Source organism: Streptomyces odontotermitis (assembly GCF_050510915.1).
Taxonomy (GTDB): Bacteria; Actinomycetota; Actinomycetes; order Streptomycetales; family Streptomycetaceae; genus Streptomyces.
Genome location: NZ_JBNJLS010000005.1, coordinates 518,457 through 541,395, shown reverse-complemented (window position 1 = coordinate 541,395; position 22,939 = coordinate 518,457). Strand labels below are relative to the sequence as shown.

Sequence of the window (22,939 nt, the reverse complement as noted above, 5' to 3'; positions counted from 1 at the left end):
GGGCATGCAAGGCGCGCAGGGCATGCAGGGGTACGACAAGCACGCCTACGAGCCGTTCGCCGTCACCGTCGACCTCGCCGTCTTCACGGTGCGCGAGGGCGTGCTGCGGGTGCTCCTCGTGGAGCGGGGGCAGGAGCCGTACGCGGGGCGGTGGGCGCTGCCCGGCGGCTTCGTGCAGCCGGACGAGTCGGCCGAGACGGCGGCGCGGCGCGAACTCGCCGAGGAGACCGGCCTGTTGAACGTCGCCGGGCTGCACCTGGAGCAGGTGCGGACGTACAGCGAGCCGGACCGTGACCCCCGTATGCGGGTCGTGTCCGTCGCCTTCGCGGCGCTGCTGCCCGATCCTCCCGAGGTGCGCGGCGGCAGTGACGCGGCGCGCGCGGAGTGGCTGCCGTACGGCTCGTACGGGCCGCTCGCCTTCGACCACGACCGGATCCTGGCCGACGCCCATGAGCGGGTGGGCGCCAAGCTGGAGTACACCTGTCTGGCCACCGCGTTCTGCCCGTCCGAGTTCACCCTGGGGGAGCTGCGGGGGGTCTACGAGGTGGTGTGGGGCGCCGAGCTCGACCCGGCCAACTTCCGCCGCAAGGTCCTCGCCACCCCCGGCTTCGTCGAGCCGATCCCCGGCGCGTCCCGGCTGACCGGCGGGCGCGGCAAGCCCGCGGCGCTGTACCGGGCCGGGGACGCCTCCGCCCTGCACCCGCCGCTGCTCAGGCCCGCGCCCGAACCCACCGAAGGAAACCACCGATGACGATGACGAAGACCGCCGCCACCGGATCGCTGCTCGGGCTCGCGCTCGGGGACGCACTCGGTTTCCCGACGGAGTTCAACGACGTCCCGTCGATCCTCGCCAAGTGCGGGCCCTGGCGGGAGATGGAGCTGCCCGGGCCCGTCGCGTACATCACCGATGACACGCAGATGACGCTGGCGCTCAGCCGCGCCCTCAAGGCCGCGGCGGCGCGCGGGCTCTGCGGCCCCGAGCGGTTCGCGCACCTGGCCCGGCGGGAGTTCGTCGCCTGGAACCAGTCGCCCGACAACAACCGCGCCCCCGGCAATACGTGCATCACCGCGTGCAACCTCCTCGCCGACGAGGAGCGGCCCTGGCGGCAGGCCAGCCAGCTGCACTCCAAGGGCTGCGGCGCCAATATGCGCGTCGCCCCGCTCGGCCTGATGCCGCGGATGGACGACGAAGTGCGGGCGGGCGCCGCCCAGTTGCAGTCCGCGCTCACGCACGGGCACCCCACCGCGCTCGCCGCGTCCGACCTCACCGCGCACGCCGTATGGCTGCTGGCGCAGGGGGCCGAGCCGACCGGACTGGTCGGGCTGCTGCGCTCGTACGCCCTGGAGAACCGCACCCGCTACCGGGAGCCCTGGCTCGGTGATCTGTGGACGCGGTTCCCGGCCGCCTCGCCCGAAGAGTTCATCGCGCGCGGCTGGGACGAGTGCCTGGCCGTCCTGGAGCGGCTCGACGGCGCGCTGCGGGAGGCCAATCCGGAGGTCGACCCCTGCCTCGCCACCGGCGAGGGCTGGATCGCCGAAGAGGCGCTCGCCACCGGCCTGCTGTGCTTCCTGCAGTTCGTCGACGAGCCCGTCACCGCGCTGCGCCGGGCCGCCTGCACCTCCGGGGACTCCGACTCCATCGCCTGCCTGGCCGGGGCGTTCGCGGGGGCCCACCACGGGGCGGACGCCTGGCCCGCCGAGTGGACCGGGCGGATCGAGCACCGGGACGAGCTGCTCGCGTTCGGGGCGCTCTGGGACGCCACCGCCTAGGCCGCGGCGGCCGCCGACGCCTTGCGGGTGCGGTAGAGGAAGTCCTCGACCCGCCTCTGGTCCGGCTCGGCCGGGAGCGGGCTGTGGGCGGCCGCCTCGTCCGCCTCGGCCGCGAGCCGGTTCATCCAGGAATCGACCTGCGGCCACGGGACCTCGCCGCGCTTCACCGCGAGGAGCTGCTCGCGCCGGTCGCCGACGTCGACGGTCAGCTCGCCGGTGCGCAGCAGGTCGCGGCAGGAGAGCAGGAGGCGGAGCAGGTGCATCGCGTGCTTCCAGCGGGGCGCGCCGTGGGTGCGCAGGTCCTGGTCCAGCTTCTTGCGCTGGCCGAGCGCGTAGCCGCTGAAGCTGGCGTGGACGTGGCGGGAGAGGAACGCGGCGCGCAGGGAGAGGAGTTCGCGGCCGGTGTCCGTGATCTGCTCCACCAGCGGCGAGTGCAGGCACTCCAGGATGTTCGGGTTGGCGCGCAGGGCGAGCTCGCAGAAGCGCTCCAGCTCCCAGCTGAACTGCTCGTCGGCGGGCCCGTCCAGGTGGGCCGGGGGCTTCTCGAAGCGCCAGAACAGGGGCGTGGGCGCGACGAAGACGCCGCGGCGGTCGGTGTCGCTGGCGTCGGTGGCCAGGCCGAAGGCGCGCGAGCCCATCACGCAGGCGTAGACGGTGTGGTCGCGGACCAGGTCCTCGCCCTGGGGGTCCGTGGAGTCCTCGGAGTGCATGCGGGGAGCGTACGGGCTCCGGTCAGGCCAGGCTGATCGATTTTCCGGTGACCTTCAGGGCGCGGGGCGGCAGGGGGCGCGGGGCAGGTCCGTCCGCCACCGAGGCGTCGGCGACGCGGTACCTGCTGCCGTGGCAGGGGCAGTTGATCGTGCCGTCCGACACGTCGCGGACCGTGCAGCCGTTGTGGGTGCAGACCGCCGAGAACGCCTTGAACTCGCCCGCCTTCGGCTGGGTCACCACGACCTTCTCGGGCTTGAAGACCTTGCCGCCGCCGACCGGGATGTCGCTGGTCTTCGCCAACTCCTCGGGGGAGGGCGGCTGTTGGGTGCCGGAGGAGGGGGTAGTGGGCGAGGGTGTGGCGGGTGTCGGCTCCTGCTGGTCCGCGCCGTTCTCGTCCCCGTACTTCTCGCAGCCCGTCGCCGCCAGGGCCACCGCCGCGGCGCCGAGCACGGCCCGCCGCGAGGGGCGCCCGGCGCTCATGTCGTCACCCCGACCGTGCGGAAGAACCAGAGCGCCGACGTCAGCCAGATCAGCGTGAGCGCCGCGAAGACCAGGCCGCCGACCAGCGGCAGCAGCCAGCCGGGCAGCTGCCGCGCGCGCAGGAGCAGCATCTTCGCGCTGAACGCCCCGAAGAAGAAGCAGCCGAGCAGCGAGTGCCACAGGACGCGCGTCGAGTACGTCTGGTAGCCGAGCGCATAGAGGCAGTGGACGGCGACCGGGACCGCGAGCAGGAACGCGACGCGGCCCGACCAGCGGTGCAGCGCCCCCGCCCAGGAAGGGCCCGGCAGCCGCCCGTACAGCATGAGCGCGGAGACGGGCTGGAGCAGCGCGAAGGCGAAGGCCGCCGTGGCGAGCCAGGACTTCACGGCGCTGGTGCTGCTGAAGCCCGCGAGGTTGAACGCGGTGCCCTCCGGGTCGTGGACCCGCCCGTACGCGCCGAGCCCCACCGCGACCGCCGCCGCGACCAGGGCCGGGACGAGGAAGCGCGCGGCCGAGGGGCGGCCGTGGCCCGCGGGCTCGCGGGGGGTGGGGAAGTCCTGGGTCGCGGCGTTCGGATCGACGCTCATGCGGGCTCCCTTGGCCGGATCACGGAGTGACCGGTTTCGCGGTGAGGACGCCGCCGTCGGTCCTGACCTCTCCCGTGGCGGGGTCGAGGCGCGGAGCCCGGGCGGGCTTGCCGTCGCGCTTGAGGATGCCGACCTGGCGGCCGCCGGGCAGGACGATCCAGCCGCCCTCCAGACGGGCGCCGCGCACCGGGGCGCTCGCGCGGTACAGGGCCGGCTTGTCCGCCTTGTCGGCGGAGAAGGGCAGGGCCTTCGGTGTCGCGGGGCCGGGGTCGACGGTGCCGCGGATCTCCGTGTTCCGCGTGCCGTCGAGCCGGCCGTCGAGGCGCGCCCCGCGCTTTCCGGTGAGGTGCATCGAGCCGTCGTCCGCTACGTCGCCCTTCAGCCAGGACTCCTTGGTGCGCCCGTCGCAGAAGTACGCGATCGCCTTGCCGTCGCGGAGGGTGATGGCGACGGAGGCGCTGCGGTCGTCGGTGCGGCCCGCGTACTCGGCGTTCGACGGAGGCGGCTTCCGGGCCGGGGGCGGTTTCTTGGTCGGGGCCGGGCTCTTCGTGGCACCGGGGCCCGGTGCGGACTGCGAGGGGGAGGGCGGGGCGCTGGGCGGTGCCGCACCGCCGTACGACGAACTCCGTGTCCCCGTCGTCGCGTTGAGCGACAGCATGAACAGGGCGAGCAGCGCTCCCGCCAGCAGGGTGTACAGGGGTCCGGAGCGCGTCATGTGAGCCTCCCCCGAAGCGCGGGCGCGGCGGGACTTCCTCCTTGATGCCCCTCCATGCAAGCGGACCCGCACCCCGGAGTCCAGGGGCGTACGGGGGCGTCTCCGGGCGGGTCACGGCCGGATCCGAGGGGCGCGGGACGGCAGGGGGCCAAGTGGCGGACAGGGGTGGTTTGGGTCACATTGGCAGGGTCTGAGGTCTGGGGTCCGCGGTGGCGGAACCGGCCCACTCTCTCGAAAGGCACGACCATGGCGGGTAACGATCTGGGCAGCCTTCTCGGCGGACTCCTCGGCGGCGGTCAGGGCGGTTCGGCGGCCGGGGGCGGCGGCAACATCCTGGGCTCGCTGCTCGGCGGGCTCCTCGGTGGCCAGGGCGGTCAGGGCGGCGCGGCGGCCGGGGGCGGCGGCAATCCGATGGGCGGCCTCCTCGACATGATCACGAAGTCGGGCCTGGTCAGCCAGGACCAGCTGGACTCGTGGGTCGGCAAGGGCGACAACCAGCCGCTGACCCCGGAGCAGGTCAAGGAGGCCGTGCCCGACGAGACCCTGGACAAGGTCGCCGAGCAGGCGGGCGTCAGCCGCGACCAGGTCGCGGACCAGGTCGCGCAGGAGCTGCCGCAGGTGGTCGACAAGCTGACGCCGCAGGGCCAGGTCCCCTCGGGGTCCCTGGAGGACATCATCAAGGAGCAGCGGCTCTGAGCATCGTCAAGGAGCAGCGGCTCTGAGCATCGTCAAGGAGCAGCGGCTCTGAGCATCGTCAAGGAGCAGCAGCTCTGAAAGGAGCGGCGGCTTCGGCCCACGGCCCACCCACGACGTGCAGGAAGCGGCGCCCGTCTCGCCAGGCGGGCGCCGCGCGTTCGTCCACCGGGCGCTGACTACCCTGGAAGGGCAGCACAGACGTCGGTACGCGAGCGAGGAGCAGCACTGTGGCGGTACGAGCGGTCCGGGGCGCCGTCCAACTGGAGCGGGATGAGTCCGGGCACATGCACGAGCAGGTCAGCGAGCTGCTCACCGCCCTCCTCGAGCGGAACGAGATCGACACCGACGACCTCATCAGCATCTGGTTCACGGCCACGCCCGACCTGCACTGCGACTTCCCGGCGGCCGCCGCCCGGAAGCTCGGCATCGTCGACGTGCCGCTGATCTGCGCGCAGGAGCTGGACATCGCCGGGGCCATGCCGCGCGTCGTCCGCGTCCTCGCGCACATCGAGTCCGACAAGCCGCGCGCCGCGATCAACCACGTCTACCTCGGCGCCGCGGCGGAACTCCGCAAGGACATCGCCCAGTGAGAAGCGCCCTCGTCATCGGCACCGGCCTGATCGGCACCTCCGCCGCGCTCGCGCTCACCGCACGCGGCGTCACCGTGCACCTCGCCGACCACGACCCGGAGCAGGCCCGCACCGCGGCCGCCCTCGGCGCGGGCACCGACGCGGCGCCCGAGGCCCGCGTCGACCTGTGCATCGTCGCCGTGCCGCCCGCGCACGTCGCCCCCACCCTGGCCGACGCCCTGCGCAAGGACGTCGCCCGCGCCTACCTCGACGTGGCGAGCGTCAAGGGCGGGCCCCGGCGCGAGCTGGAGGAGCTCGGCCTCGACCTGACCGCGTACCTGGGCAGCCACCCCATGTCGGGCCGGGAGCGCAGCGGTCCGCTGGCCGCGACCGGCGACCTCTTCGAGGGGCGCCCGTGGGTGCTCACGCCCACCCGCGACACCGAGACCGAGGTCCTGAACCTGGCCCTCGAGCTGGTCGCGCTCTGCCGTGCGGTGCCGGTCGTCATGGACGCCGACGCCCACGACCGGGCCGTCGCCCTCGTCTCGCACATGCCGCACCTGGTCTCCAGCATGGTCGCAGCGCGCCTGGAGCACGCGGAGGAGACGGCTGTACGGCTGTGCGGCCAGGGCATCCGCGACGTGACCCGGATCGCGGCCTCCGACCCCCGGATGTGGATCGACATCCTCTCCGCCAACCCGGGCCCGGTCGCCGACCTGCTGGCCGCCGTCGCCGGGGACCTGGACGAGACGGTACGGGCGCTGCGCGGGCTCCAGTCGGCCGACGAGGACAAGCGCCGCGAGGGCGCCGCGGGCGTCGCGGACGTGCTGCGCCGGGGCAACGCGGGCCAGGTCCGGGTGCCCGGCAAGCACGGCACCGCGCCGACCGCGTACGAGGTCGTGGCCGTCCTCATCTCCGACCAGCCCGGCGAGCTGGCCCGGATCTTCGCGGACGCGGGCGCGGCGGGCGTCAACGTCGAGGACGTGCGCATCGAGCACGCGACGGGCCAGCAGGCCGGTTTCGTGCAGCTCATGGTGCAGCCGGCGGCGGCGCCGAAGCTGGCGGCGGCGCTGCGGGAGCGGGGCTGGGCGCTGCGGCAGCAGTAGGGGCAGCAGATAGGGGCAGCAGATAGGGGCAGCAGTAGGGGCGGCGGCAGCTGGACGCCGTGGCGAGGGGGGACGACGCTGCGCGGCGAGGGCGACGGCGCTTCGCGGCGAGGGGGGGGCGACGCTGCGTGGCGAAGGGGACGGGGTGTACGCCCCGTACCGGCCGTAAAACGCGGTCGTGGGAGCCAGTAACCTTGTGCGGGGCGTGATTGCGCTCCGCACTCCTGCCCCGCGTACACAGAAAGGTGCCCGCAGCCCGTGGATACCGCCGCAACCGCCGCTCCGGCAGCCGTGATCGTCGCCATCGACGGACCCTCCGGCACGGGTAAGTCGAGCACCTCGAAGGCCGTCGCCGACCAGCTCGGGCTCAGCTACCTGGACACCGGCGCCCAGTACCGGGCCATCACCTGGTGGATGGTGAGCAACGGCATCGACCTGACCGACCCGCAGGCCATTGCGGCCGCGGCGGACAAGCCCGAGATCGTCTCCGGCACCGACCCGACCGCGCCCGCCATCACGGTCGACGGCACGGACGTCGCGGGCCCCATCCGCACCACCGAGGTCACCTCCAAGGTCAGCGCCGTCAGCGCCGTCCCCGAGGTGCGCACCCGCATCACCGAGCTGCAGCGCTCCATCGCCGCGGCCGCCGAGAAGGGCATCGTGGTCGAGGGCCGCGACATCGGCACGACGGTGCTGCCCGACGCCGACCTGAAGATCTTCCTCACCGCGTCGCCGGAGGCCCGCGCGGCCCGCCGCAGCGGTGAGATCAAGGGCGCCGACGTGGCCGCCACGAAGGAAGCCCTGATCAAGCGGGACGCGGCCGACTCCAGCCGCAAGACGTCCCCGCTCGCCAAGGCGGACGACGCGGTCGAGGTCGACACCAGCGACCTCACGCTCCAGCAGGTCATCGAGTGCGTCGTCACCCTCGTCGAGGAGAAGCGGGCAGGGAAGTGACGGACGCGCCTTCGGCGGTGCCTTCGGAGCGGGGTGCCGAGGTCGGGCGGCGCATCGGCGTCGGCCTGATGTACGGCCTGTGGAAGCCGCGCGTCCTGGGCGCCTGGCGGGTTCCCGCGAGCGGCCCGGTGATCCTGGCCGTGAACCACTCGCACAACGTCGACGGCCCGATGGTGATGGGCGTGGCCCCCCGGCCCACCCACTTCCTGATCAAGAAGGAAGCGTTCATCGGGCCGCTCGGGCCGTTCCTCCAGGGCATCGGCCAGGTCAAGGTGGACCGCTCGACCGCCGACCGCACGGCCATCACCGGCGCGCTCGGCGTCCTGGCGCAGGGCGGCGTCCTCGGGATCTTCCCCGAGGGCACCCGGGGCGAGGGCGACTTCGCCTCGCTGCGCGCCGGGCTCGCGTACTTCGCGGTGCGCTCCGACGCCCCGATCGTGCCGGTAGCGGTGCTGGGAAGCACCGAGCGGCGCGGACGGTTGATAAAGCAGCTGCCCCCACTGCGCAGCCGCGTCGACGTGGTCTTCGGAGACCCCTTCGAGGCGGGAGACGGGTCGGGGCGGCGCACGCGCAAGGCGCTGGACGAGGCGACCGTGCGCATCCAGGAGCGGCTCACCGCCCACCTGGACGATGCCAGGCGCCTGACCGGGCGCTGAGCGAGACTTTCAGTAGTGCACCGGCCCGTGACGGACAGAAGAGGGCCGGTGCACCGATCACCACGATGAACGACGAGGTACGGACTTCATGAACGACCAGATCCAGCCCGAGGGCGACGGCTCCGCAGAAGGCTCTGCGGACGGTTTCGCCGGGCACGACCACGGGGCGCTCGGCGACGCCGAGTACGCGCAGTTCATGGAGCTCGCCGCCGAGGAGGGCTTCGACCTCGAGGACGTCGAGGGCGCCATCGAGGAGGCGGGCCACGGCCCGCTGCCCGTGCTCGCCGTCGTGGGCCGCCCCAATGTCGGCAAGTCGACCCTGGTGAACCGCATCATCGGGCGCCGCGAGGCCGTCGTCGAGGACAAGCCGGGCGTCACCCGTGACCGCGTCACGTACGAGGCCGAGTGGTCCGGGCGCCGCTTCAAGGTCGTCGACACCGGCGGCTGGGAGCAGGACGTGCTCGGCATCGACGCGTCCGTGGCCGCCCAGGCCGAGTACGCGATCGAGACCGCCGACGCCGTGGTCTTCGTGGTGGACTCCACGGTCGGCGTGACCGACACCGACGAGGCCGTCGTCAGGCTGCTCCGCAAGGCCAAGAAGCCCGTGGTGCTCTGCGCCAACAAGGTCGACGGCCCGAGCGGCGAGGCCGACGCCACCGCCCTGTGGTCCCTCGGCATCGGTGAGCCGCACCCGGTCTCCTCGCTGCACGGCCGTGGCACCGGCGACATGCTCGACGCCGTCCTGGAGGCGCTGCCCGAGGCGCCCGCGCAGACCTTCGGCGGCGCCGGCATCGGCGGCCCGCGCCGCATCGCGCTCATCGGCCGCCCGAACGTCGGCAAGTCCTCGCTCCTCAACAAGGTCGCGAACGAGGAGCGCGTGGTCGTCAACGAACTGGCGGGCACGACCCGCGACCCGGTCGACGAGCTCATCGAACTCGGCGGTGTCACCTGGAAGTTCGTGGACACGGCGGGCATCCGCAAGCGCGTCCACCTGCAGCAGGGCGCCGACTACTACGCGTCCCTGCGCACCGCCGCCGCCGTCGAGAAGGCGGAGGTCGCGGTCATCCTCATCGACGCCAGCGAGTCCATCAGCATCCAGGACCAGCGGATCGTCACGATGGCCGTCGAGGCGGGCCGCGCGATCGTCGTCGCGTTCAACAAGTGGGACACCCTCGACGAGGAGCGCCGCTACTACCTGGAGCGGGAGATCGAGACCGAGCTCGGCCAGATCGCGTGGGCGCCGCGGGTGAACGTCTCGGCGCGCACCGGGCGGCACATGGAGAAGCTCGTCCCGGCGATCGAGACGGCCCTGGACGGCTGGGAGACGCGGGTGCCGACGGGGCGTCTGAACGCCTTCCTCGGCGAGCTCGTCGCCTCTCATCCGCACCCGGTGCGCGGCGGCAAGCAGCCCCGCATCCTCTTCGGCACGCAGGCGGGCACGAAGCCCCCGCGCTTCGTCTTCTTCGCCTCCGGCTTCATCGAGGCGGGCTACCGGCGCTTCGTGGAGCGCAGGCTGCGGGAGGAGTTCGGGTTCGAGGGGACGCCGATCCACATTTCGGTGCGGGTGCGGGAGAAGCGGGGGCGGAAGAAGTAGGGCTCGCGTAGCCGGCAAGCAGCCAGTAGCCGGCAAGTAGTCAGCAGCTGGCAAGTAGTCAGCAGCTGGCAAGTAGCCGGGCTTACTTGCGCCAACGGCTCTCTTCCGTCGACGAGTTGGTTCGACGGGAGAGAGCCGTTGGCGTGTGGTGCGTGGGGTGCGTGTGTCAGTGCTCCCTGCGCGGGCCGGGGGGCAGGGCGGCCGGGAAGTGGCCGGTGGCGTGCTGGCGGGCCGGGGGGCGCCAGGTGCCGGGGGCGGGGGTGCTGTGGTGGTGCTGGCCGTGTTGGCTGTGCGTGCCGTGCTGGTTGTGCTGGCCGAGGTGGCGCGGGTCCTGCATGTAGAGCAGGGAGTGGGACTGCTGCGCGCCGTAGCCCCCGGTGCCGAGGGGGCCGGTGCCGAAGGCCGTGAACCCCAGCTCCTCCTCGCCCGTCCGGTCGCCCGGCAGGGCCCGGAACGACCTCAGGTACTCCGCGTAGAGCGCGTCGTAGATCGGGGTCGTCGAGTGGTCCCCCGCTGTCTCCTGCGCGGCGCGCATGGAGGGGATGGGGGTCTGGTACGGGCGGTGGCGTGAGGGGTCGTATGGGTGCACGACCTGCCAACGAAAAGGGGGGCCGACGGATGCGGGGGCTGCGCCGCTTTTGCTGGTACGGGGGTGTGTGAACCGGCGCGTTCGGCTGGCTCTTTCCCGCCGCTCCGCGCCGGGGGGGGGGGAGGGAGGGGGGCTTGTTCTTCTCCGCCGCTCCGCGTCGGGCTTTTCCCGGAGCTCCGCACCGGAAGCCTTTTGCCGCTCCGCGGCCGGGACTTCGTCGCTCCGCGACGCGACTGCTCCGCCGCTCCGCGGCGTCTTCCCACCCGCCCACCCGTAACTCCGCGACGCGGGTGCGGGAAGGGCGTGCTCTGCGACGCGGGGCCGAGAGCCGGGTGCTCTGCGACGGCGGTGCGGCTGCGGGTGGGTGTGGTGCGTTCCGTGAATGCCTGTGTGGGGCGCGCTCCGCGGCGTGGGTGTGGGGTGCTCCGTGAACGCCTGTGCGGGGTACTTCGCGGCGTGGGTGTGGGGTGCTCCGCGACGCCGGTGTGGCGTACTTCGCGACGTCGGTGCGGGGTGCTCCGCGGCATGGGTGCGGGGTGCTTCGCGAACGCCTGTGCTGGTGTGTCTGCTGTGCGTGCGCTCTGAGGTGCGTGCGCTCTGCGGTGCGCGATGTGGGCCCGTCGTCCGGCGGGTGCCCCGTCGGCTCGTCGTGTTCCTTGTGGGGGAGTCCCTCACGTTCCCGCGAGTGGCATCGCGCACGCGACCAGGCGGCCGTGTGCCGCCGCCTGGTCGAGGGCCGTGCGCAGGACGTCCTCGCGGGGCTGGCGGCCGATGGAGCCGACCGGGGCGGCGAACACCAGGACCGTCTGGAGCTTGTTGGCGGCGGCCCGCCAGCCCTCGGTGACCTGGAGCGGCTGGTGCGCCTGCCACCACGCGACGGGGGAGCCGCCGCCGGTGCCGGGCTGGAGCACCGCGTGCAGCTGGCCCATGGCGAGCAGTACCGACCAGCCCTGCAGCGCAGGGGGCACGGAGTCGAGCGAGGTGACCGGCATGAAGCCCTGTTCGATGAGGAGCGGGAGGAAGTCGTCGCCGCCTCCCGGCTCGGCGCCGGGCCGGGCGATGGGGCCGGTGGGCTCGACGACGAGAGCGGGGCGCAGCTCGCCCTCGATCAGGACGAGGCCGCTGGTCACGCCGAGCACGGCCTGGGAGGGGGTGATCTCGGCGGGCTCGGGGCCGTCCTCGCCGGTGATGGAGCGGACGGCGCCCTGCAGCTGCTCCTCGGAGACCGGGACGATCTGCGAGGGCAGGCAGGTGGCGTGGGCGAAGGCGAGTACGGCGGTCTCCTCGCCGACGAACAGGACCGTGCTGGTGCGTTCCTGCTCGGAGTCGCCCGGGGTGCGGCAGGAGGTGCAGTCGTAGCTGCCCGGGGCGTTCTCCCCGGCGACCAGGCGGTCGGCTTCTTCGTCGCCGATCTCGGCGCGAACGTCGTCGCTGACGTCGAGCATGCGCGGCACGGTTGGCTCCTCGGAACTTGATGTGTGGGGGTCCGGACGGCGCCCGGCTGGTAAAGGGAACAACGGGCGATCAGTGGCGCAAGTCACGCGCGGAGGCGAACGGAATCGAACCATCCGCAGCGGAGGGTGAGTTGTGGGGCGGAATGTGTCACTCCGCGCCAACACCTGCTGCCTGCAAGGAAGTTACGGCGGTGAGCTGAGTCACAGATCGACGCGGTGAAGGGTTGATAAATGGGGAAATCACGGAATGAAGTGGGTGGCCGAAACTCGCCGATACCCGGGGTAACGCTCAACTGGCCTGGAATGACAAGGAATTGATTGATAGCGGGGCGAGCGGGGCTCTAGATTCCACCGCCGTGTGCAGCGAGCACCGCTCGGGTACGTCCGCCGGTCGCACCAGCCAGCTCAAGCACCACGCGATCACGCACCACAGCACGATCCCTGGCGGACGGGGCCGGACGGGACCCCGGCGCCGGACGCGCGCGGGACCCGACGGCCGGGGAGAGCCCGGGTCCTTCGAGAGGGATATTCATGTCCGCACGTCCCCAGCGCATTCGTGAGACGGCAGTGATCGGCGGCGCGGCACTTCTCGCCCCGCTGGCCCTGCTCGTCGCGCCCGGCCACGCCGGCGCGGCGGACAACGGAGTGTGGGACCGCATCGCACGGTGTGAGAGCGGCGGAAACTGGCACATCAACACGGGCAACGGCTACTACGGCGGGCTGCAGTTCTCCGCCGGCACCTGGCGCGCGTACGGCGGCACCGCCTACGCGCCGACCGCCGCTCAGGCGTCCAGGGCGCAGCAGATCGCTGTCGCCACCAAGGTCCAGCGCTCCCAGGGGTGGGGCGCCTGGCCGACCTGTTCGGCCCGCGCGGGAGCGTATGGCTCCGCGCCCGCGGCGGGCGCACAGCAGCAGGCGGCGCCCAAGTCAGTCAAGCAGCGCCCCGCCAAGCAGCGGAGCGTCGCGCCCCGGCACACCGACCGCGGCACGCCCCGCCACGCCCTGCGCGGCGCGCAGAAGGGCAGCGGCTACACGGTGAAGCGGGGCGACACCCTCAGCCGCATCGCGGCGGCGCACCGCACGAGCTGGCGGCAGCTCTACGCCGTCAACAGGGCGGTCATCGGCGGGAATCCGAACATGATCCTGCCGGGGCAGCGGCTCGCCGTCTGAGCCCACGTCCGTTCGTTCCACGTCTGTTCCCGAGTCCGCACCTGCGCGCGTTCCCGCGCTTGCTCCTGAGTTCATTCCCGAGTCAGGACTCGTGCCCGTTTCGTGCGCCCGGCACGGCCCCGCCCCGCTCCCGGACCTCGTCGTCCGACCGGGTGGGGCCGTGTCCGGGGCGGCGCGGCACCCCGGACGGCCGTGGCACGGCTGCTTAGCGTGACCCGATGTATCCGATCTTGCACAACCCGACGGAGCGGGCCGGGGCCGCGTCTCGGCCCGCCACTCGGCCGGCGGCCGTCCTCGTCCCGTTCCTCGCGGCCCTGTGCGCCGCCGTCCTCGCCCTCCTGGCGCTCCCCGCCCCCGCGCACGCGACGCCGCCCCCGCCGCTGCCGGGGCCGGGCGCCCTCGCCCCCGGCACGTACGACTGCGCCCGCACCGCGTGGCCGTGGAGCTGTCTCGCCGAGTGCGAGAGCAGCGGGCGCTGGGACACCAACACCGGCAACGACTACTACGGCGGGCTGCAGTTCTGGCAGCCCACCTGGGAGGAGCACGGCGGCCTCAAGTACGCGCCGCGCGCCGACCTCGCCACCCGTGACGAGCAGATCAAGGTCGCCGAGGAGGTGCTGCGCACGCAGGGCTGGGAGGCATGGCCGGTCTGTTCCAAGGGGCTCAAGCTCAATGGCCGCATCCACGTCGTCCGTCCCGGCGACACGCTCAGCTCGATCGCGAAGCGCTATGGGATCAAGGGCGGCTGGCAGGCGCTGTACAAGGCCAACAAGGACATGATCGGGCCGCACCCGGACCGGCTGAACGTCGGCACGATGCTGCTCATCCCGAAGGGCGCGGGCCAGGCCCGTACCTGACCCCCGCCGGGTCAGGCCCGTACCTGACCCCCGCAGGGGGAGTTCCGTACCTGACCTCCGCAGGGGGAGTTCCGTACCTGACCTCCGCAGGGGGAGTCCCGCGCCGCCGCCACTCCGCCGCCTCACCGCTGAACTCGACCGCACCCCGGCGCAGTTCGTGCACCACCACCGCCGGGCCCGCGCCCTCGCGCAGGCCGGGCGGCAGTCGTTGCTCGGCCACCACGACGCAGGCGTCGAGGCTGCTGAGCAGCCCGTACGTGCGGGCGGCCACCGTGGGCGACATGCCCTGGGCGGGCTCGTCGACCAGGACCACGCGGGGGCGGCCGAGCAGGGCGCGGGAGAGGGCGAGCATGCGCTGCTCGCCGCCGGACAGGGTGCCCGCGCGGCGGGGCAGGAGGGGGCGCAGTTCGGGGTAGGCGTCGAGGGCCGTCTCGAAGTCCTGTCCTCTGGCGGCCAGTCGGAGGTTGTCGGCGACGCTGAGGGAGCCGAAGACGGCCTGCCGGTCCGGTACGAGGCACAGCCCGCGGCGGGCCCGTTCGTACGCGGCGAGCCGGGTGACGTCGGCCCCGTCCCACCGGATCCCGCCGCCGGACAGGGGGACGGTCCCGGCGAGGGCGCGCAGCGCGGTGGTGCGGCCGGATCCGTTGCGGCCGAGCAGGACGGTGACAGCGGGGGAGGGGGCGGCCAGGGTCACCCCGTGCAGTGCTTCCAGCGGGCCGTAGTGGACGCGGACTTGACGCAGTTCGATGCCTTTCATGGGTGCGGCGCCTTTCCTGTACGGGTCCCCCGCTCGGAGTCGAGGGTGTGCAGAACCTCGTCGGCGGGGCCGGACGCGACGATGCGGCCCGCCGTCAGGACGTGCACGGTGTCGGCGAGTCCGGCGACCAGGTCGAGGTCGTGCTCGACGACGAGCAGGGCCATGCCGTCGGCGGCGAGGGCGCCCAACACCCTGACCAGCGAGGTGACTTCGGCGGCATCGAGGCCCGCGGCGGGCTCGTCGAGCAGCAGGGCGTGCGGCTGCCCGGCGAGGGCGCGGGCCAGCTCGACGCGGCGCAGGGTCCCGGTGGGCAGCCCGGCGGCGGGTGCGGCGCGCACGTCGCCGTCGAGCCCGAGCAGCCGCAGGGCCCGTTCGGCGGCGCCGGGATCCCGTACGCGTCCCTGCTCGGCCCCGACGCGGACGTTCTCGGCGACGGTCAACGTCGGGAAGACGGCCAGCTGTTGAAAGGTGCGGGCGACCCCGAGCCGGGTGCGGGCGTGCGCGGGCAGCCGCGTGATGCCCCGCCCCCCGAACGTCACCCGCCCCGCGTCGGGCCGCAACGTCCCGGCCAGACAGTGGAAGAGGGTGCTCTTCCCCGCGCCGTTGGGTCCCACGACGGCGGTGACGTGGCCGGGGGGAAGGGTGAGGGAGACGTCGCGGAGCGCGGTGAATCCGTCGTAGGTGAGGGTGAGGTGGTGGGCGGAGAGCGTGGGGGGTGGTTTGGTGGTTCTCCTTCTCTGCGGCTTCGGCTGCGGCTGAGGCTTCGGCTGCGTCTGCGGCTGTGCCTGTGCCTGTGCCTGTGCTTGCGCCTGCGCCTGCCGCGTGCTGGGGGCGGGGCGGGGACGCGGCGGTATGTCCGTCCTCGAAAAGCCGGGGGCGCCCTGTGAGTACGTACGTACCGTCGCGTCCGGTTGCTGTACTGCGGGCGGACATACCGCCGCGTCCCCGCCCCTGGGTCCGTAGCGCGGCTGCGGGGCGTTCATGGGTGCATGGGGGGCAGGGGGGAGGGCCGGGGGGCCGGCTGGTCGCGTCCGGGGGCGGAGCCCGAGGCGCGCCCGCACCGCCTCGCCCGTCGGCGTCAGTCGCGGCCGTCGTCGCAGGCGTGCCGTCGTCGCGCGCAGCGCCTCGTACGGGCCGCCGGGGAAGCGGCCGACGAGGACCGCGAGGACGCCGACCACCGCCGCCGCGACGCCGCCGCGGGTGCCCGCGTCCAGGCCCACCAGGAGGGCCGCCGCGACCAGTGCGCCGAGGAGGCTGTCCGCGCCCAGGACCACGATCGCCGCGAACCAGAGGAGCCCGCGCACCGGGTCGAACGCGGCGGGGTCGAAGGCCCGCACCCCCATGGCGAGCATCCCGCCGCCGAGCGCGGCGAGCGCCGCACCTGTCACGAACGCCGCGAGCTTCAGTGTGCGCACCGGCACCCCGGCCGCCTCCGCCCCCGCCTCGTGGTCCCGCATCGCCGCGAGCGCGCGCCCCGCACGGCCCCTGCGCAGTGCGGCGACCGAGAGCAACGCCCCGCCCAGGAGGGCGAGTTCGAGGAGGTAGTACGCGCGGTCGCCGCCGAAGCCCGTCGGGCGGCCGAACGTCAGGCCCGACGTCGCGTACGGCTGCGCGAAGACGAAGCGGCTCACCCCGACGCCGACCGCGAAGGTCGCGAGTGCCAGTGCGAGGCCGTGGCGGCTGATCGCGGGCCAGCCGGTGAGCAGCCCGAGGGGGGCCACCAGGAGTACGGCCGCCAAGAGGGCCGGGATGTAGGGGAGTTCGGGCAGCCCGGGGAAGCGGCCCGTCGCCAGGAGTGCCGTGAACAGGGCGCCCAGACCCGCGTATGCCGCCTGCCCCAGGGAGATCTGGCCGCCGCGGCCCGTGACCACCACCAGGGAGAGCAGGACCACGGCCAGCGCCGGGACCTGGACGGACGTCGTGAGGTCCGAGCCCGCGAAGCCCAGGGGGATGAGGAAGAGCACGACCGCGACGATCCACGCGCCGGGCGGCGTCGGGACCCGGGCCGTCGCCGTGCGCGGCAGCGCGTCCCCCGAGCCTCCTGAGCCCCCCGCTCCCCGGCCGCCGGTTCCGGTCCTGCCGCCGATGCCCGGCAGGACGAGCGCGGCGATCAGCAGCGCCACGACGAAGAGGTTCGCGCCCACCGCCTGGAGCAGCGGCTGCGCCCACCCCGTGGGGTGCAGCCGCGTCAACTGGCTCTGGGCGACGCCGAGTCCGAGCGCCACGGCCACCGCCACCGGCAGGCTCCGCATGCCCGCCGCCACCGCCACCGCCATCACCTCCATGACCAGGAGGGGCAGTCCGTACGGGTCCAGGCGGACGAAGGGGGCCAGGAGCACGCCCGTCAGGCCCGCCGTGAACGCCCCGAACGCCCAGCCCGCCGCGGCCACCCGGTCCGCGTCGATCCCGCCGAGCACGGCGAGCGAGCGGTCGTCGACCACGGCGCGCAGCTCGCCGCCGAAGCGCGTCCGGCGCGTCACGGCCCACACGGCGAGCGCCAGCGCGAGGGTGACCGCCAACTGCCCCCAGGGGTCGGCCGACACGAGGACCGGGGCGTCGGCCCGCGCCCCGCCGCCCCACACCAGCGCGGCCCCGCCCACGAGGAGCACGAACAGGCCGATCGAGGCGACGAGCGTCTGCGCCGGGTCGCCGCCCAGCACGGCGAGCGGGCGGAACACGGCGCGTTCGAGGAGCAGCCCGATCGCGGGGGCGACGACGAGCAGGGTGACCGAGGCGGCGAGCCAGAGCGGCCAGTCCCAGTCGACGGCGAACTGCCGTACCAGGTACGCGCAGATCATCGCGATGGCGCCGTGCGCGAAGTTGAGCACGCCGGTCGCCCGGTGCGTGACGATCAGGCCGATCCCGGTGAGGGCCGCGGCGCTGCCGACCGAGAGCCCGGCCAGCGTGAGGTCGTAGCTCAGGGAGGCCACGGGGTCAGTGCTCCGGGGCGGGCGGGGGCGTGGGGCGCTCGGGGGGATCTGGGGCGGCGCGGGTCTCAGGAGCCTCGGTCACCTCGGGAGTCTTGGTCACCTCGGTCGCCTCGGTCGCCTCGGTCACCTCGGTCGCCCCGGTTACCTCGGTGGCCTCGGTCGCCTCCGGCGCCCCGGCACCCACCGCCCCCGACGGCTCGCAGATCGGGCACGGCTCCAGCTCGCCGCTCTCCAGCACCCGCGCGTCGACCGGCACCGCCTCGGGCTTGCCCGCGACGAGGGGGCAGTCGGCGCGGTGGCGGAGGGTGCCGCCGGGGACCATGAGGAGCTCTCCGCTGACCGCGACGGAGGCGCTCTGCCCGGTGGGCGCGGGCTCCTCCGCGGTCCCGGCGGTCACGAGCAGCCCGTACAACTCCTCGACGCGCGCCGCCGCGAGGCCGCTCCTGCCGTGGCCGAGCAGGACCGCGCCCGCGACGATCAGCGCGGCGCCGGGCACCGTGCACGAGGCGAGATAGGGCAACTGCCGCTCGGCGAACCGCTCTCCGGAGATCCCGTACCAGCCGACGACGCACAGCACGGCCCCGGTGGCGAGCGCCCCGAAGGCCGCCCAGAGCACGGGGTGGACGGAGCGCAGCCGGGCCGCGCGCTCCCGGGCCGCGCGGGCCGTCTGGGCGGAGCGGGCCGAGCGCGTCGTACGAGCGGCCTGATCCGCTTGACCTCGCTGATCTGCCTGATCTGCCTGATCCGCCTGATCTGCCTGATCCGCCTGACCCGTGTGATCCGTCTGGTCCATGTGAGCCACCCGATCCGTCTGACCCGCCTGATCCGCCCGACGCGCTCGACCCGCCCGACGCGCTCGACCCGTCCGATCCGGCCGTTTCTCTTGATCGCCCTGCGCCGCCTGATCCGTCTGATCCGCCTGAACCGCCTGTTCCTCCCGCATCCAGGCCCCCTCGGACACGCGTCGTGACGCGCGTCGTAGCTCTGCCGGGTCTGTTCATGTCAGCCGATCGCTTGCACTATGCCTTCTGGAAGCTGACGCTGAAACCTTCGGGCCGAGTTGAGCCCGGACCGAGACCCGGTGGTGAGCGGATGGTGCGCGGGGCAGGCTTCACAAGGGAGTTGGGCCGGGGGCGGGGACGGCGCCGGGTGCGCGGCGCGGCGTGGACGGCCGCGACGGTCCTGCTGCTCGCGTCGGCCGCCACGGCCTGCGGGGACGACAGCGGCGACGGCAGCGAGAAGAGTCCCCCCAAACCCCCGGTGGACAAGACCAGTTCACCGCCGGCCCCCTCCAAGAGCGCGACGGCCCCGGCCGATCCCGCGGCCGCCAAGAAGCAAGTGAGCACGAACTGGGAGAAGTTCTTCGACCCGGCCGTCCCGCTCAAGGAGAAGGAGTCGTACCTGGAGAACGGCGAGAAGATGCGCGGCGTCCTCAAGAGCTTCAGCGGTGACAAACGCGGTCGGCAGGTCCAGACGAAGGTCAGCAAGGTCGAGTTCACCTCCGGCGAAGCTGCCAAGGTCACCTATGTGCTGACCCTCAAGGGCGCCACCGCGCTGCCCAACGCCGAAGGGACGGCCGTCAGTCAGGGCGGGACGTGGAAGGTGTCGGTGAACACCCTGTGTGCCCTGGTGAAGATGAGCGGCAATGCGTCCCCCGGGCCCGGCTGCTAGGGCCGCGCTCGCGGCAGCCCTGCTGCTGACCCTGACCGTCGCGGGCTGCGGCAGCCGCCTGCCCGAGAGCGACTTCGAGCACCGGGCCACCGGGCGGGCCACGGCGGGCGGGGCGCCGGTCCGCGTCGGCATCGTCACCAGCGAGACCAGCCCGGTGGGCGGCGCCGCCTTCACCGGCCCGCGCGACGGCGCCAAGGCGTACTTCGAGCGCCTCAACGCGCGCGGCGGCATCGACGGCCGCCGCGTCGAGGTGCACACCTGCGACGACGGCGGCAGCGGCGTCGGCAACAACGACTGCGTGCACAAGCTCGTCGACGAGCAGCGGGTCGTCGCCCTCGTCGCCACCACGTCCCTGGACTACGCGGGGGCCTCCCGGGTCTCGGCGGCGGGCGTGCCCGACATCGGGGGCCAGCCCATCGGGTCCGCGTACGACACGTATCCGCACCTGTACGGGATCTACGGCAGCCTCGCTCCGCGCGAGGGCGAGCCCGGCTGGGACGGGACGCTGTACGGCGGCACGGAGGTCTACCGCTACTTCAAGCGCGAGCAGGGCGCGCGCACCGCCGCCGTCGTCTCCTACAACCAGTCCGCCTCCGCCGCGTACGCCCGCCTGGTCACCCGGGGCCTGAAGGCCGAGGGCTACAAGGTCGTCACCGAGCAGGTCGACTTCGCGCTGCCCAACTTCCGGGCGGCGGCGGCCGACCTGAAGGAGCAGGGCGCCGACCTCGTCTTCGACGCGATGGACACGCACGGCAACGCGCAGCTGTGCGAGGCGATGGACGCCGTCGGCGCGAAGGTCACCGCGAAGGTCACCAACGTGCAGAACTGGGCGTCGACGGTGGCCGAGGACTACAAGGACGCCCCGCGCTGCCGCAACGCCCTGTGGGCCACGGGTTCGAGCCTCAACTACGACGACGAGGGTGCCACCGGCACCGGGCAGCCGGCCCTGCGCGAGTTCCGTGCCGCCACGAAGGGGCTGAAGACGCACTCCCAGTGGCAGGTGGAGGGGTGGGCCGCGGCCATGTGGTTCACGGACGCCGCACGGGCGTGCGGGCGCGACGGCGACATCACGCGCGCGTGCGTCGACCGCTTCATGGACCGGGGCAAGCCCTACACCGCGCGCGGTCTGCTGCTCCCGGTGACGTACGAGCGACTGGCCGAGCCGCCGAAGACGCGTCGCACATGTGTCTCGGTCGCCCGCTGGAAAGACGGCCGAGGTTGGGTCACACAGGCGGGTGACATGCGTCACAACTGTTTCGATGTGCCGCAGCTCGGTTACCAGCCCTGATGCAGGTCGGAGCACAGGAGTTCCCGATTCCGGGTCTCTGTGCGGCATCAGTTCCAGAACAAGATGATGATGACGACCAACCCGGGAACCGGAATCCCTGTCTAACCCTGCGGTAGGCGGACGAGAAGGATGGTCTGCGGGGAACCAAAGGAAAATATGGGATACGGGGACGCATGCACATCTCTTTCCTGATTCATAACGCGTACGGAATCGGAGGGACGATCCGGACGACGTACAACCTGGCGAACACGCTGGCGGAGCAGCACGACGTGGAAGTCGTGTCGGTGCTGCGCCACCGCGAGGAGCCGGTGTTCGCCGTCGACCCGCGCGTGCGGCTGCGCCACCTCGTGGACATCCGCAAGGGGACCGCGGGCTACGAGGGGGACGATCCGGAGTACCGCACCCCGGCCAGGGTGTTTCCCTCCGCCGAGGGCCGCTACGCCCAGTACAACGCCCTCACCGACCGCCGCATCGCGGAGCACCTCGTCTCGGTCGACTCCGACGTGGTGATCGGCACCCGCCCGGGGCTCAACGTGCACCTCGCCCGCCAGACCAGGCGCGGCCCGCTGCGCGTCGGGCAGGAGCACCTCACCCTCGACAGCCACTCCAAGCAGCTCCGCCGCCAGCTGCGCAGCGTGTACCCGCGCCTCGACGTCCTGACCACGACGACCGAGGCCGACGCGCACGCCTACCGCACGACGATGCGGCTGCCCGGCGTGCACGTCCAGGCGGTGCCCAACCCGGTGCCCGCACCCGGCATCGCCCCCGCCGACGGCTCCCACAAGTGGGTCGTCGCGGCGGGCCGCCTCGCGCCGGTGAAGAGGTACGACCTGCTGATCAGGGCCTTCGACCGGGTCCGCGCGGAGCGCCCCGACTGGCGGCTGCGGATCTACGGCGGCGGCAAGCAGAAGGACAAGCTGCGCAAGCTCATCGACGAGCTCGGGCTCTACAACCACGTCTTCCTGATGGGCCCCGCCCACCCCATCGAGCCCGAATGGGCCAAGGGCTCCATCGCCGCCGTCAGCTCCAGCCTGGAGTCCTTCGGCATGACGATCGTCGAGGCGATGCGCTGCGGCCTCCCGGTCGTCGCCACCGACTGCCCGCACGGCCCCGGCGAGATCATCGACAACGGCGTGGACGGCCGCCTCGTCGAGAGCGGCAACGTGGACGCGATCGCGGGCGGCCTGCTGGAGCTGATCAACGACGACGCGCTGCGCCACCGGATGGCCGGGGCCGCGCTCGCCGACTCCGAGCGCTTCGACCCCGCGCGGATCGCCGAGCGCTACGAAACGATGTTCACCGAGAGGATCGGCCGCGGCGGTTCCATGGGCGGCCGGCTCCGCGGCTCCCTGCACCGCGCCCGTGGCGCACTCCTCGGTGGCGCCTACGCCGTGCGGGACCTCGCCCGTACGGCACCGACGAAGGGGCAGACGGCATGACGTCCGTGGCCGCACCGCAGACCGGGAGCGACGTGGCGAGCACCGAGACCACCACCACCGCCGACTCCGCGCTCGCACCGAGCGCCGACTGCATCGCGGACTCGGCGGGCGGACTCACCTTCGACATCACCGACCCCGGCGAGCCGGGCACGGCCCATCTGCTGCTGCGCCTGCGTGACGCGGGCGCCCCGACGGGCGGGGCGGACCCGGCGGAGCACGAGGTGCGCCTGCCGCTCACTCCGTCCGCCGACGGCCGCCTGCGCGCCGCGCTGCCCAGCAGCATGGAACTGGCCGAGGGCCGCTGGGACGCGTACGTGGAGGTGCCCGGCACCCCCGCCCCGCGCCGCCTGGTGCCGGGCGTGAACGACCTGCGCTCCCTCGTCGACCGGGCCCCCAGCGGTGCCCGCGGCCACGTCGCCGTCCGCATCCCGTACCCGACGAAGCACGGCAACCTCACGGTCCGCAGCTGGCACCGCGCCCCGCACGCGGAGGTCGGCGAGATCGGCCTCGACCAGGCCGGGGCGGCCCTCACCGGGCGGGTGTACGGCACCGGCCTGACCGAGAAGGCGTACGTGGAGGCGCGCCGCCGCAGCGAGCCGCACCGCACCCACCGGGCCGAAGTCACCGCGCACGGGCCGGAGTTCACCGCCACCGTCGACTTCGGAGAGCTCGCCGACAGCGGCGCGGGCGTCTGGGACCTGTGGCTGCACCCGGCCGGTGAGAGCGGCCCCCGGGTCCGGCTCGCCCGCATCCTGGACGACGTGGCCGACAAGAAGGCGATCTTCCTGTACCCCACGACCCGCGTCGTGGTCCCCCAGGGCGTTCTCCAGGCGGGCCCGTACTACACGACGGACAACGACCTGTCGATCCGCGTGACGGAGGCCCAGAAGGCATCGAACTGAGCCGCCTCTTCGACGGCTGGTGCAGAAACGTGCCGTCACCGGTC

General features: G+C 73.3%; 22 protein-coding genes and 2 pseudogenes. 15 read left to right on the top strand and 9 right to left on the bottom strand.

Annotated features, from left to right (window positions below; all coding sequences use genetic code 11):
- Positions 1-4: 4 nt before the first annotated feature.
- Together ACQB60_RS18450 and ACQB60_RS18445 are read left to right on the top strand one after the other, a co-directional pair.
- The gene (locus ACQB60_RS18450; protein ID WP_496927109.1) at positions 5-751 is read left to right on the top strand and encodes an NUDIX hydrolase; all 747 of its coding nucleotides are present in this window, start codon (positions 5-7) and stop codon (positions 749-751) included.
- Positions 748-1,770 (top strand): ADP-ribosylglycohydrolase family protein, encoded by a 1,023-nt coding sequence (locus ACQB60_RS18445; protein WP_496927074.1) that lies wholly within the window; start codon positions 748-750, stop codon positions 1,768-1,770. Before ACQB60_RS18450 ends, ACQB60_RS18445 begins: the two co-directional genes overlap by 4 nt.
- On the opposite strand, the gene ACQB60_RS18440 is transcribed toward ACQB60_RS18445, so the two are convergent.
- From ACQB60_RS18440 to ACQB60_RS18425, 4 genes are read right to left on the bottom strand one after another with little or no spacing between them, the layout of a single operon-like run.
- Positions 1,767-2,480, bottom strand: coding sequence for a nucleotidyltransferase domain-containing protein (locus ACQB60_RS18440; protein WP_496927073.1), 714 nt, complete (start codon positions 2,478-2,480; stop codon positions 1,767-1,769). The genes ACQB60_RS18445 and ACQB60_RS18440 overlap by 4 nt on opposite strands.
- Positions 2,481-2,502: 22 nt before the next feature.
- Positions 2,503-2,961: a Rieske (2Fe-2S) protein gene (locus ACQB60_RS18435; RefSeq protein WP_496927072.1), complete on the bottom strand. Its 459-nt coding sequence runs from the start codon at positions 2,959-2,961 to the stop codon at positions 2,503-2,505.
- A complete protein-coding gene (locus tag ACQB60_RS18430) occupies positions 2,958-3,548 on the bottom strand; it encodes a DUF6529 family protein (protein WP_496927071.1) in 591 nt (196 codons plus the stop codon). Before ACQB60_RS18430 ends, ACQB60_RS18435 begins: the two co-directional genes overlap by 4 nt.
- A gap of 19 nt (positions 3,549-3,567) precedes the next feature.
- Complete coding sequence (locus ACQB60_RS18425) at positions 3,568-4,263, bottom strand: hypothetical protein (protein WP_496927070.1); 696 nt, start codon at positions 4,261-4,263, stop codon at positions 3,568-3,570.
- A 246-nt stretch (positions 4,264-4,509) separates the two neighbouring features.
- Here ACQB60_RS18425 and ACQB60_RS18420 point away from each other — a divergent pair, with 246 nt between their 5' ends.
- The 6 genes from ACQB60_RS18420 (at position 4,510) to der (ending at position 9,838) form a co-directional block, all read left to right on the top strand.
- The gene (locus ACQB60_RS18420) at positions 4,510-4,959 is read left to right on the top strand and encodes a YidB family protein (protein ID WP_496927069.1); all 450 of its coding nucleotides are present in this window, start codon (positions 4,510-4,512) and stop codon (positions 4,957-4,959) included.
- Between the two features lie 227 nt (positions 4,960-5,186).
- A complete protein-coding gene (gene aroH, locus ACQB60_RS18415; protein WP_496927068.1) occupies positions 5,187-5,549 on the top strand; it encodes a chorismate mutase in 363 nt (120 codons plus the stop codon).
- Positions 5,546-6,634, top strand: a complete 1,089-nt coding sequence (locus ACQB60_RS18410; RefSeq protein ID WP_496927067.1) for a prephenate dehydrogenase — start codon at positions 5,546-5,548, stop codon at positions 6,632-6,634. The genes aroH and ACQB60_RS18410 overlap by 4 nt, the downstream gene beginning before the upstream one ends.
- A 258-nt stretch (positions 6,635-6,892) precedes the next feature.
- The gene (gene cmk, locus ACQB60_RS18405; protein WP_496927066.1) at positions 6,893-7,588 is read left to right on the top strand and encodes a (d)CMP kinase; all 696 of its coding nucleotides are present in this window, start codon (positions 6,893-6,895) and stop codon (positions 7,586-7,588) included.
- Entirely contained in the window at positions 7,546-8,244 is a 699-nt protein-coding gene (locus tag ACQB60_RS18400; protein ID WP_496927065.1) for a lysophospholipid acyltransferase family protein, read from the top strand. Before cmk ends, ACQB60_RS18400 begins: the two co-directional genes overlap by 43 nt.
- An 88-nt stretch (positions 8,245-8,332) precedes the next feature.
- Positions 8,333-9,838: a ribosome biogenesis GTPase Der gene (der, locus tag ACQB60_RS18395; RefSeq protein WP_496927064.1), complete on the top strand. Its 1,506-nt coding sequence runs from the start codon at positions 8,333-8,335 to the stop codon at positions 9,836-9,838.
- A 166-nt stretch (positions 9,839-10,004) separates the two neighbouring features.
- Here der and ACQB60_RS18390 read toward each other — a convergent pair whose 3' ends face one another.
- Together ACQB60_RS18390 and ACQB60_RS18385 are read right to left on the bottom strand one after the other, a co-directional pair.
- Positions 10,005-10,373, bottom strand: a complete 369-nt coding sequence (locus tag ACQB60_RS18390) for a hypothetical protein (RefSeq protein WP_496927063.1) — start codon at positions 10,371-10,373, stop codon at positions 10,005-10,007.
- Positions 10,374-11,098: 725 nt separating this feature from the next.
- Positions 11,099-11,881, bottom strand: coding sequence for a DUF8842 C-terminal domain-containing protein (locus tag ACQB60_RS18385; RefSeq protein WP_496927062.1), 783 nt, complete (start codon positions 11,879-11,881; stop codon positions 11,099-11,101).
- A gap of 531 nt (positions 11,882-12,412) precedes the next feature.
- Between ACQB60_RS18385 and ACQB60_RS18380 the strand changes: the two genes are divergently transcribed.
- A complete protein-coding gene (locus tag ACQB60_RS18380; RefSeq protein ID WP_496927061.1) occupies positions 12,413-13,051 on the top strand; it encodes a LysM peptidoglycan-binding domain-containing protein in 639 nt (212 codons plus the stop codon).
- A gap of 218 nt (positions 13,052-13,269) precedes the next feature.
- Positions 13,270-13,908, top strand: a complete 639-nt coding sequence (locus ACQB60_RS18375) for a transglycosylase family protein (protein ID WP_496927060.1) — start codon at positions 13,270-13,272, stop codon at positions 13,906-13,908.
- Between the two features lie 103 nt (positions 13,909-14,011).
- On the opposite strand, the pseudogene ACQB60_RS18370 reads toward ACQB60_RS18375, so the two are convergent.
- The 3 genes and pseudogenes from ACQB60_RS18370 to ACQB60_RS18360 all read right to left on the bottom strand — a co-directional run.
- Positions 14,012-14,665 (bottom strand): annotated as a pseudogene (locus ACQB60_RS18370) (ABC transporter ATP-binding protein); the annotation flags it as partial.
- Positions 14,662-17,595: an ABC transporter permease subunit gene (locus ACQB60_RS18365; protein ID WP_496927059.1), complete on the bottom strand. Its 2,934-nt coding sequence runs from the start codon at positions 17,593-17,595 to the stop codon at positions 14,662-14,664. The pseudogene ACQB60_RS18370 and the gene ACQB60_RS18365, both read right to left, overlap by 4 nt.
- Before the next feature lie 184 nt (positions 17,596-17,779).
- A pseudogene (locus ACQB60_RS18360) lies at positions 17,780-18,229 on the bottom strand (hypothetical protein); the annotation flags it as partial.
- A gap of 78 nt (positions 18,230-18,307) precedes the next feature.
- On the opposite strand from ACQB60_RS18360, the gene ACQB60_RS18355 reads away from it, so the two are divergent.
- The 5 genes from ACQB60_RS18355 (at position 18,308) to ACQB60_RS18335 (ending at position 22,895) form a co-directional block, all read left to right on the top strand.
- Positions 18,308-18,565 (top strand): hypothetical protein, encoded by a 258-nt coding sequence (locus ACQB60_RS18355; protein ID WP_496927115.1) that lies wholly within the window; start codon positions 18,308-18,310, stop codon positions 18,563-18,565.
- 122 nt (positions 18,566-18,687) lie between these two features.
- On the top strand, positions 18,688-19,266 hold the full coding sequence (locus ACQB60_RS18350) for an MTB12 C-terminal domain-containing protein (protein ID WP_496927058.1): 579 nt from the start codon (positions 18,688-18,690) through the stop codon (positions 19,264-19,266).
- The gene (locus tag ACQB60_RS18345) at positions 19,241-20,554 is read left to right on the top strand and encodes an ABC transporter substrate-binding protein (protein WP_496927057.1); all 1,314 of its coding nucleotides are present in this window, start codon (positions 19,241-19,243) and stop codon (positions 20,552-20,554) included. Before ACQB60_RS18350 ends, ACQB60_RS18345 begins: the two co-directional genes overlap by 26 nt.
- 173 nt (positions 20,555-20,727) lie before the next feature.
- Positions 20,728-21,993 carry a glycosyltransferase family 4 protein gene (locus tag ACQB60_RS18340; protein WP_496927056.1) on the top strand — a complete coding sequence of 422 codons (1,266 nt, stop codon included), beginning with the start codon at positions 20,728-20,730 and terminating at the stop codon, positions 21,991-21,993.
- Complete coding sequence (locus ACQB60_RS18335; RefSeq protein WP_496927055.1) at positions 21,990-22,895, top strand: hypothetical protein; 906 nt, start codon at positions 21,990-21,992, stop codon at positions 22,893-22,895. The genes ACQB60_RS18340 and ACQB60_RS18335 overlap by 4 nt, the downstream gene beginning before the upstream one ends.
- The last annotated feature ends 44 nt before the right edge of the window (positions 22,896-22,939 follow it).

Bases quoted from the DNA above. Each gene is read 5' to 3' on its own strand.
- ACQB60_RS18335 (WP_496927055.1), top strand. From the start codon at position 21,990: ATGACGTCCGTGGCCGCACCGCAGACCGGGAGCGACGTGGCGAGCACC.
- ACQB60_RS18340 (WP_496927056.1), top strand. From the start codon at position 20,728: ATGCACATCTCTTTCCTGATTCATAACGCGTACGGAATCGGAGGGACG.
- ACQB60_RS18390 (WP_496927063.1), bottom strand. From the start codon at position 10,373: ATGCGCGCCGCGCAGGAGACAGCGGGGGACCACTCGACGACCCCGATC.
- ACQB60_RS18375 (WP_496927060.1), top strand. From the start codon at position 13,270: ATGTATCCGATCTTGCACAACCCGACGGAGCGGGCCGGGGCCGCGTCT.
- ACQB60_RS18435 (WP_496927072.1), bottom strand. From the start codon at position 2,961: ATGAGCGCCGGGCGCCCCTCGCGGCGGGCCGTGCTCGGCGCCGCGGCG.
- ACQB60_RS18420 (WP_496927069.1), top strand. From the start codon at position 4,510: ATGGCGGGTAACGATCTGGGCAGCCTTCTCGGCGGACTCCTCGGCGGC.
- der (WP_496927064.1), top strand. From the start codon at position 8,333: ATGAACGACCAGATCCAGCCCGAGGGCGACGGCTCCGCAGAAGGCTCT.
- ACQB60_RS18425 (WP_496927070.1), bottom strand. From the start codon at position 4,263: ATGACGCGCTCCGGACCCCTGTACACCCTGCTGGCGGGAGCGCTGCTC.
- ACQB60_RS18440 (WP_496927073.1), bottom strand. From the start codon at position 2,480: ATGCACTCCGAGGACTCCACGGACCCCCAGGGCGAGGACCTGGTCCGC.
- ACQB60_RS18350 (WP_496927058.1), top strand. From the start codon at position 18,688: ATGGTGCGCGGGGCAGGCTTCACAAGGGAGTTGGGCCGGGGGCGGGGA.
- ACQB60_RS18345 (WP_496927057.1), top strand. From the start codon at position 19,241: ATGCGTCCCCCGGGCCCGGCTGCTAGGGCCGCGCTCGCGGCAGCCCTG.
- ACQB60_RS18380 (WP_496927061.1), top strand. From the start codon at position 12,413: ATGTCCGCACGTCCCCAGCGCATTCGTGAGACGGCAGTGATCGGCGGC.
- ACQB60_RS18450 (WP_496927109.1), top strand. From the start codon at position 5: ATGCAAGGCGCGCAGGGCATGCAGGGGTACGACAAGCACGCCTACGAG.
- ACQB60_RS18445 (WP_496927074.1), top strand. From the start codon at position 748: ATGACGATGACGAAGACCGCCGCCACCGGATCGCTGCTCGGGCTCGCG.
- ACQB60_RS18430 (WP_496927071.1), bottom strand. From the start codon at position 3,548: ATGAGCGTCGATCCGAACGCCGCGACCCAGGACTTCCCCACCCCCCGC.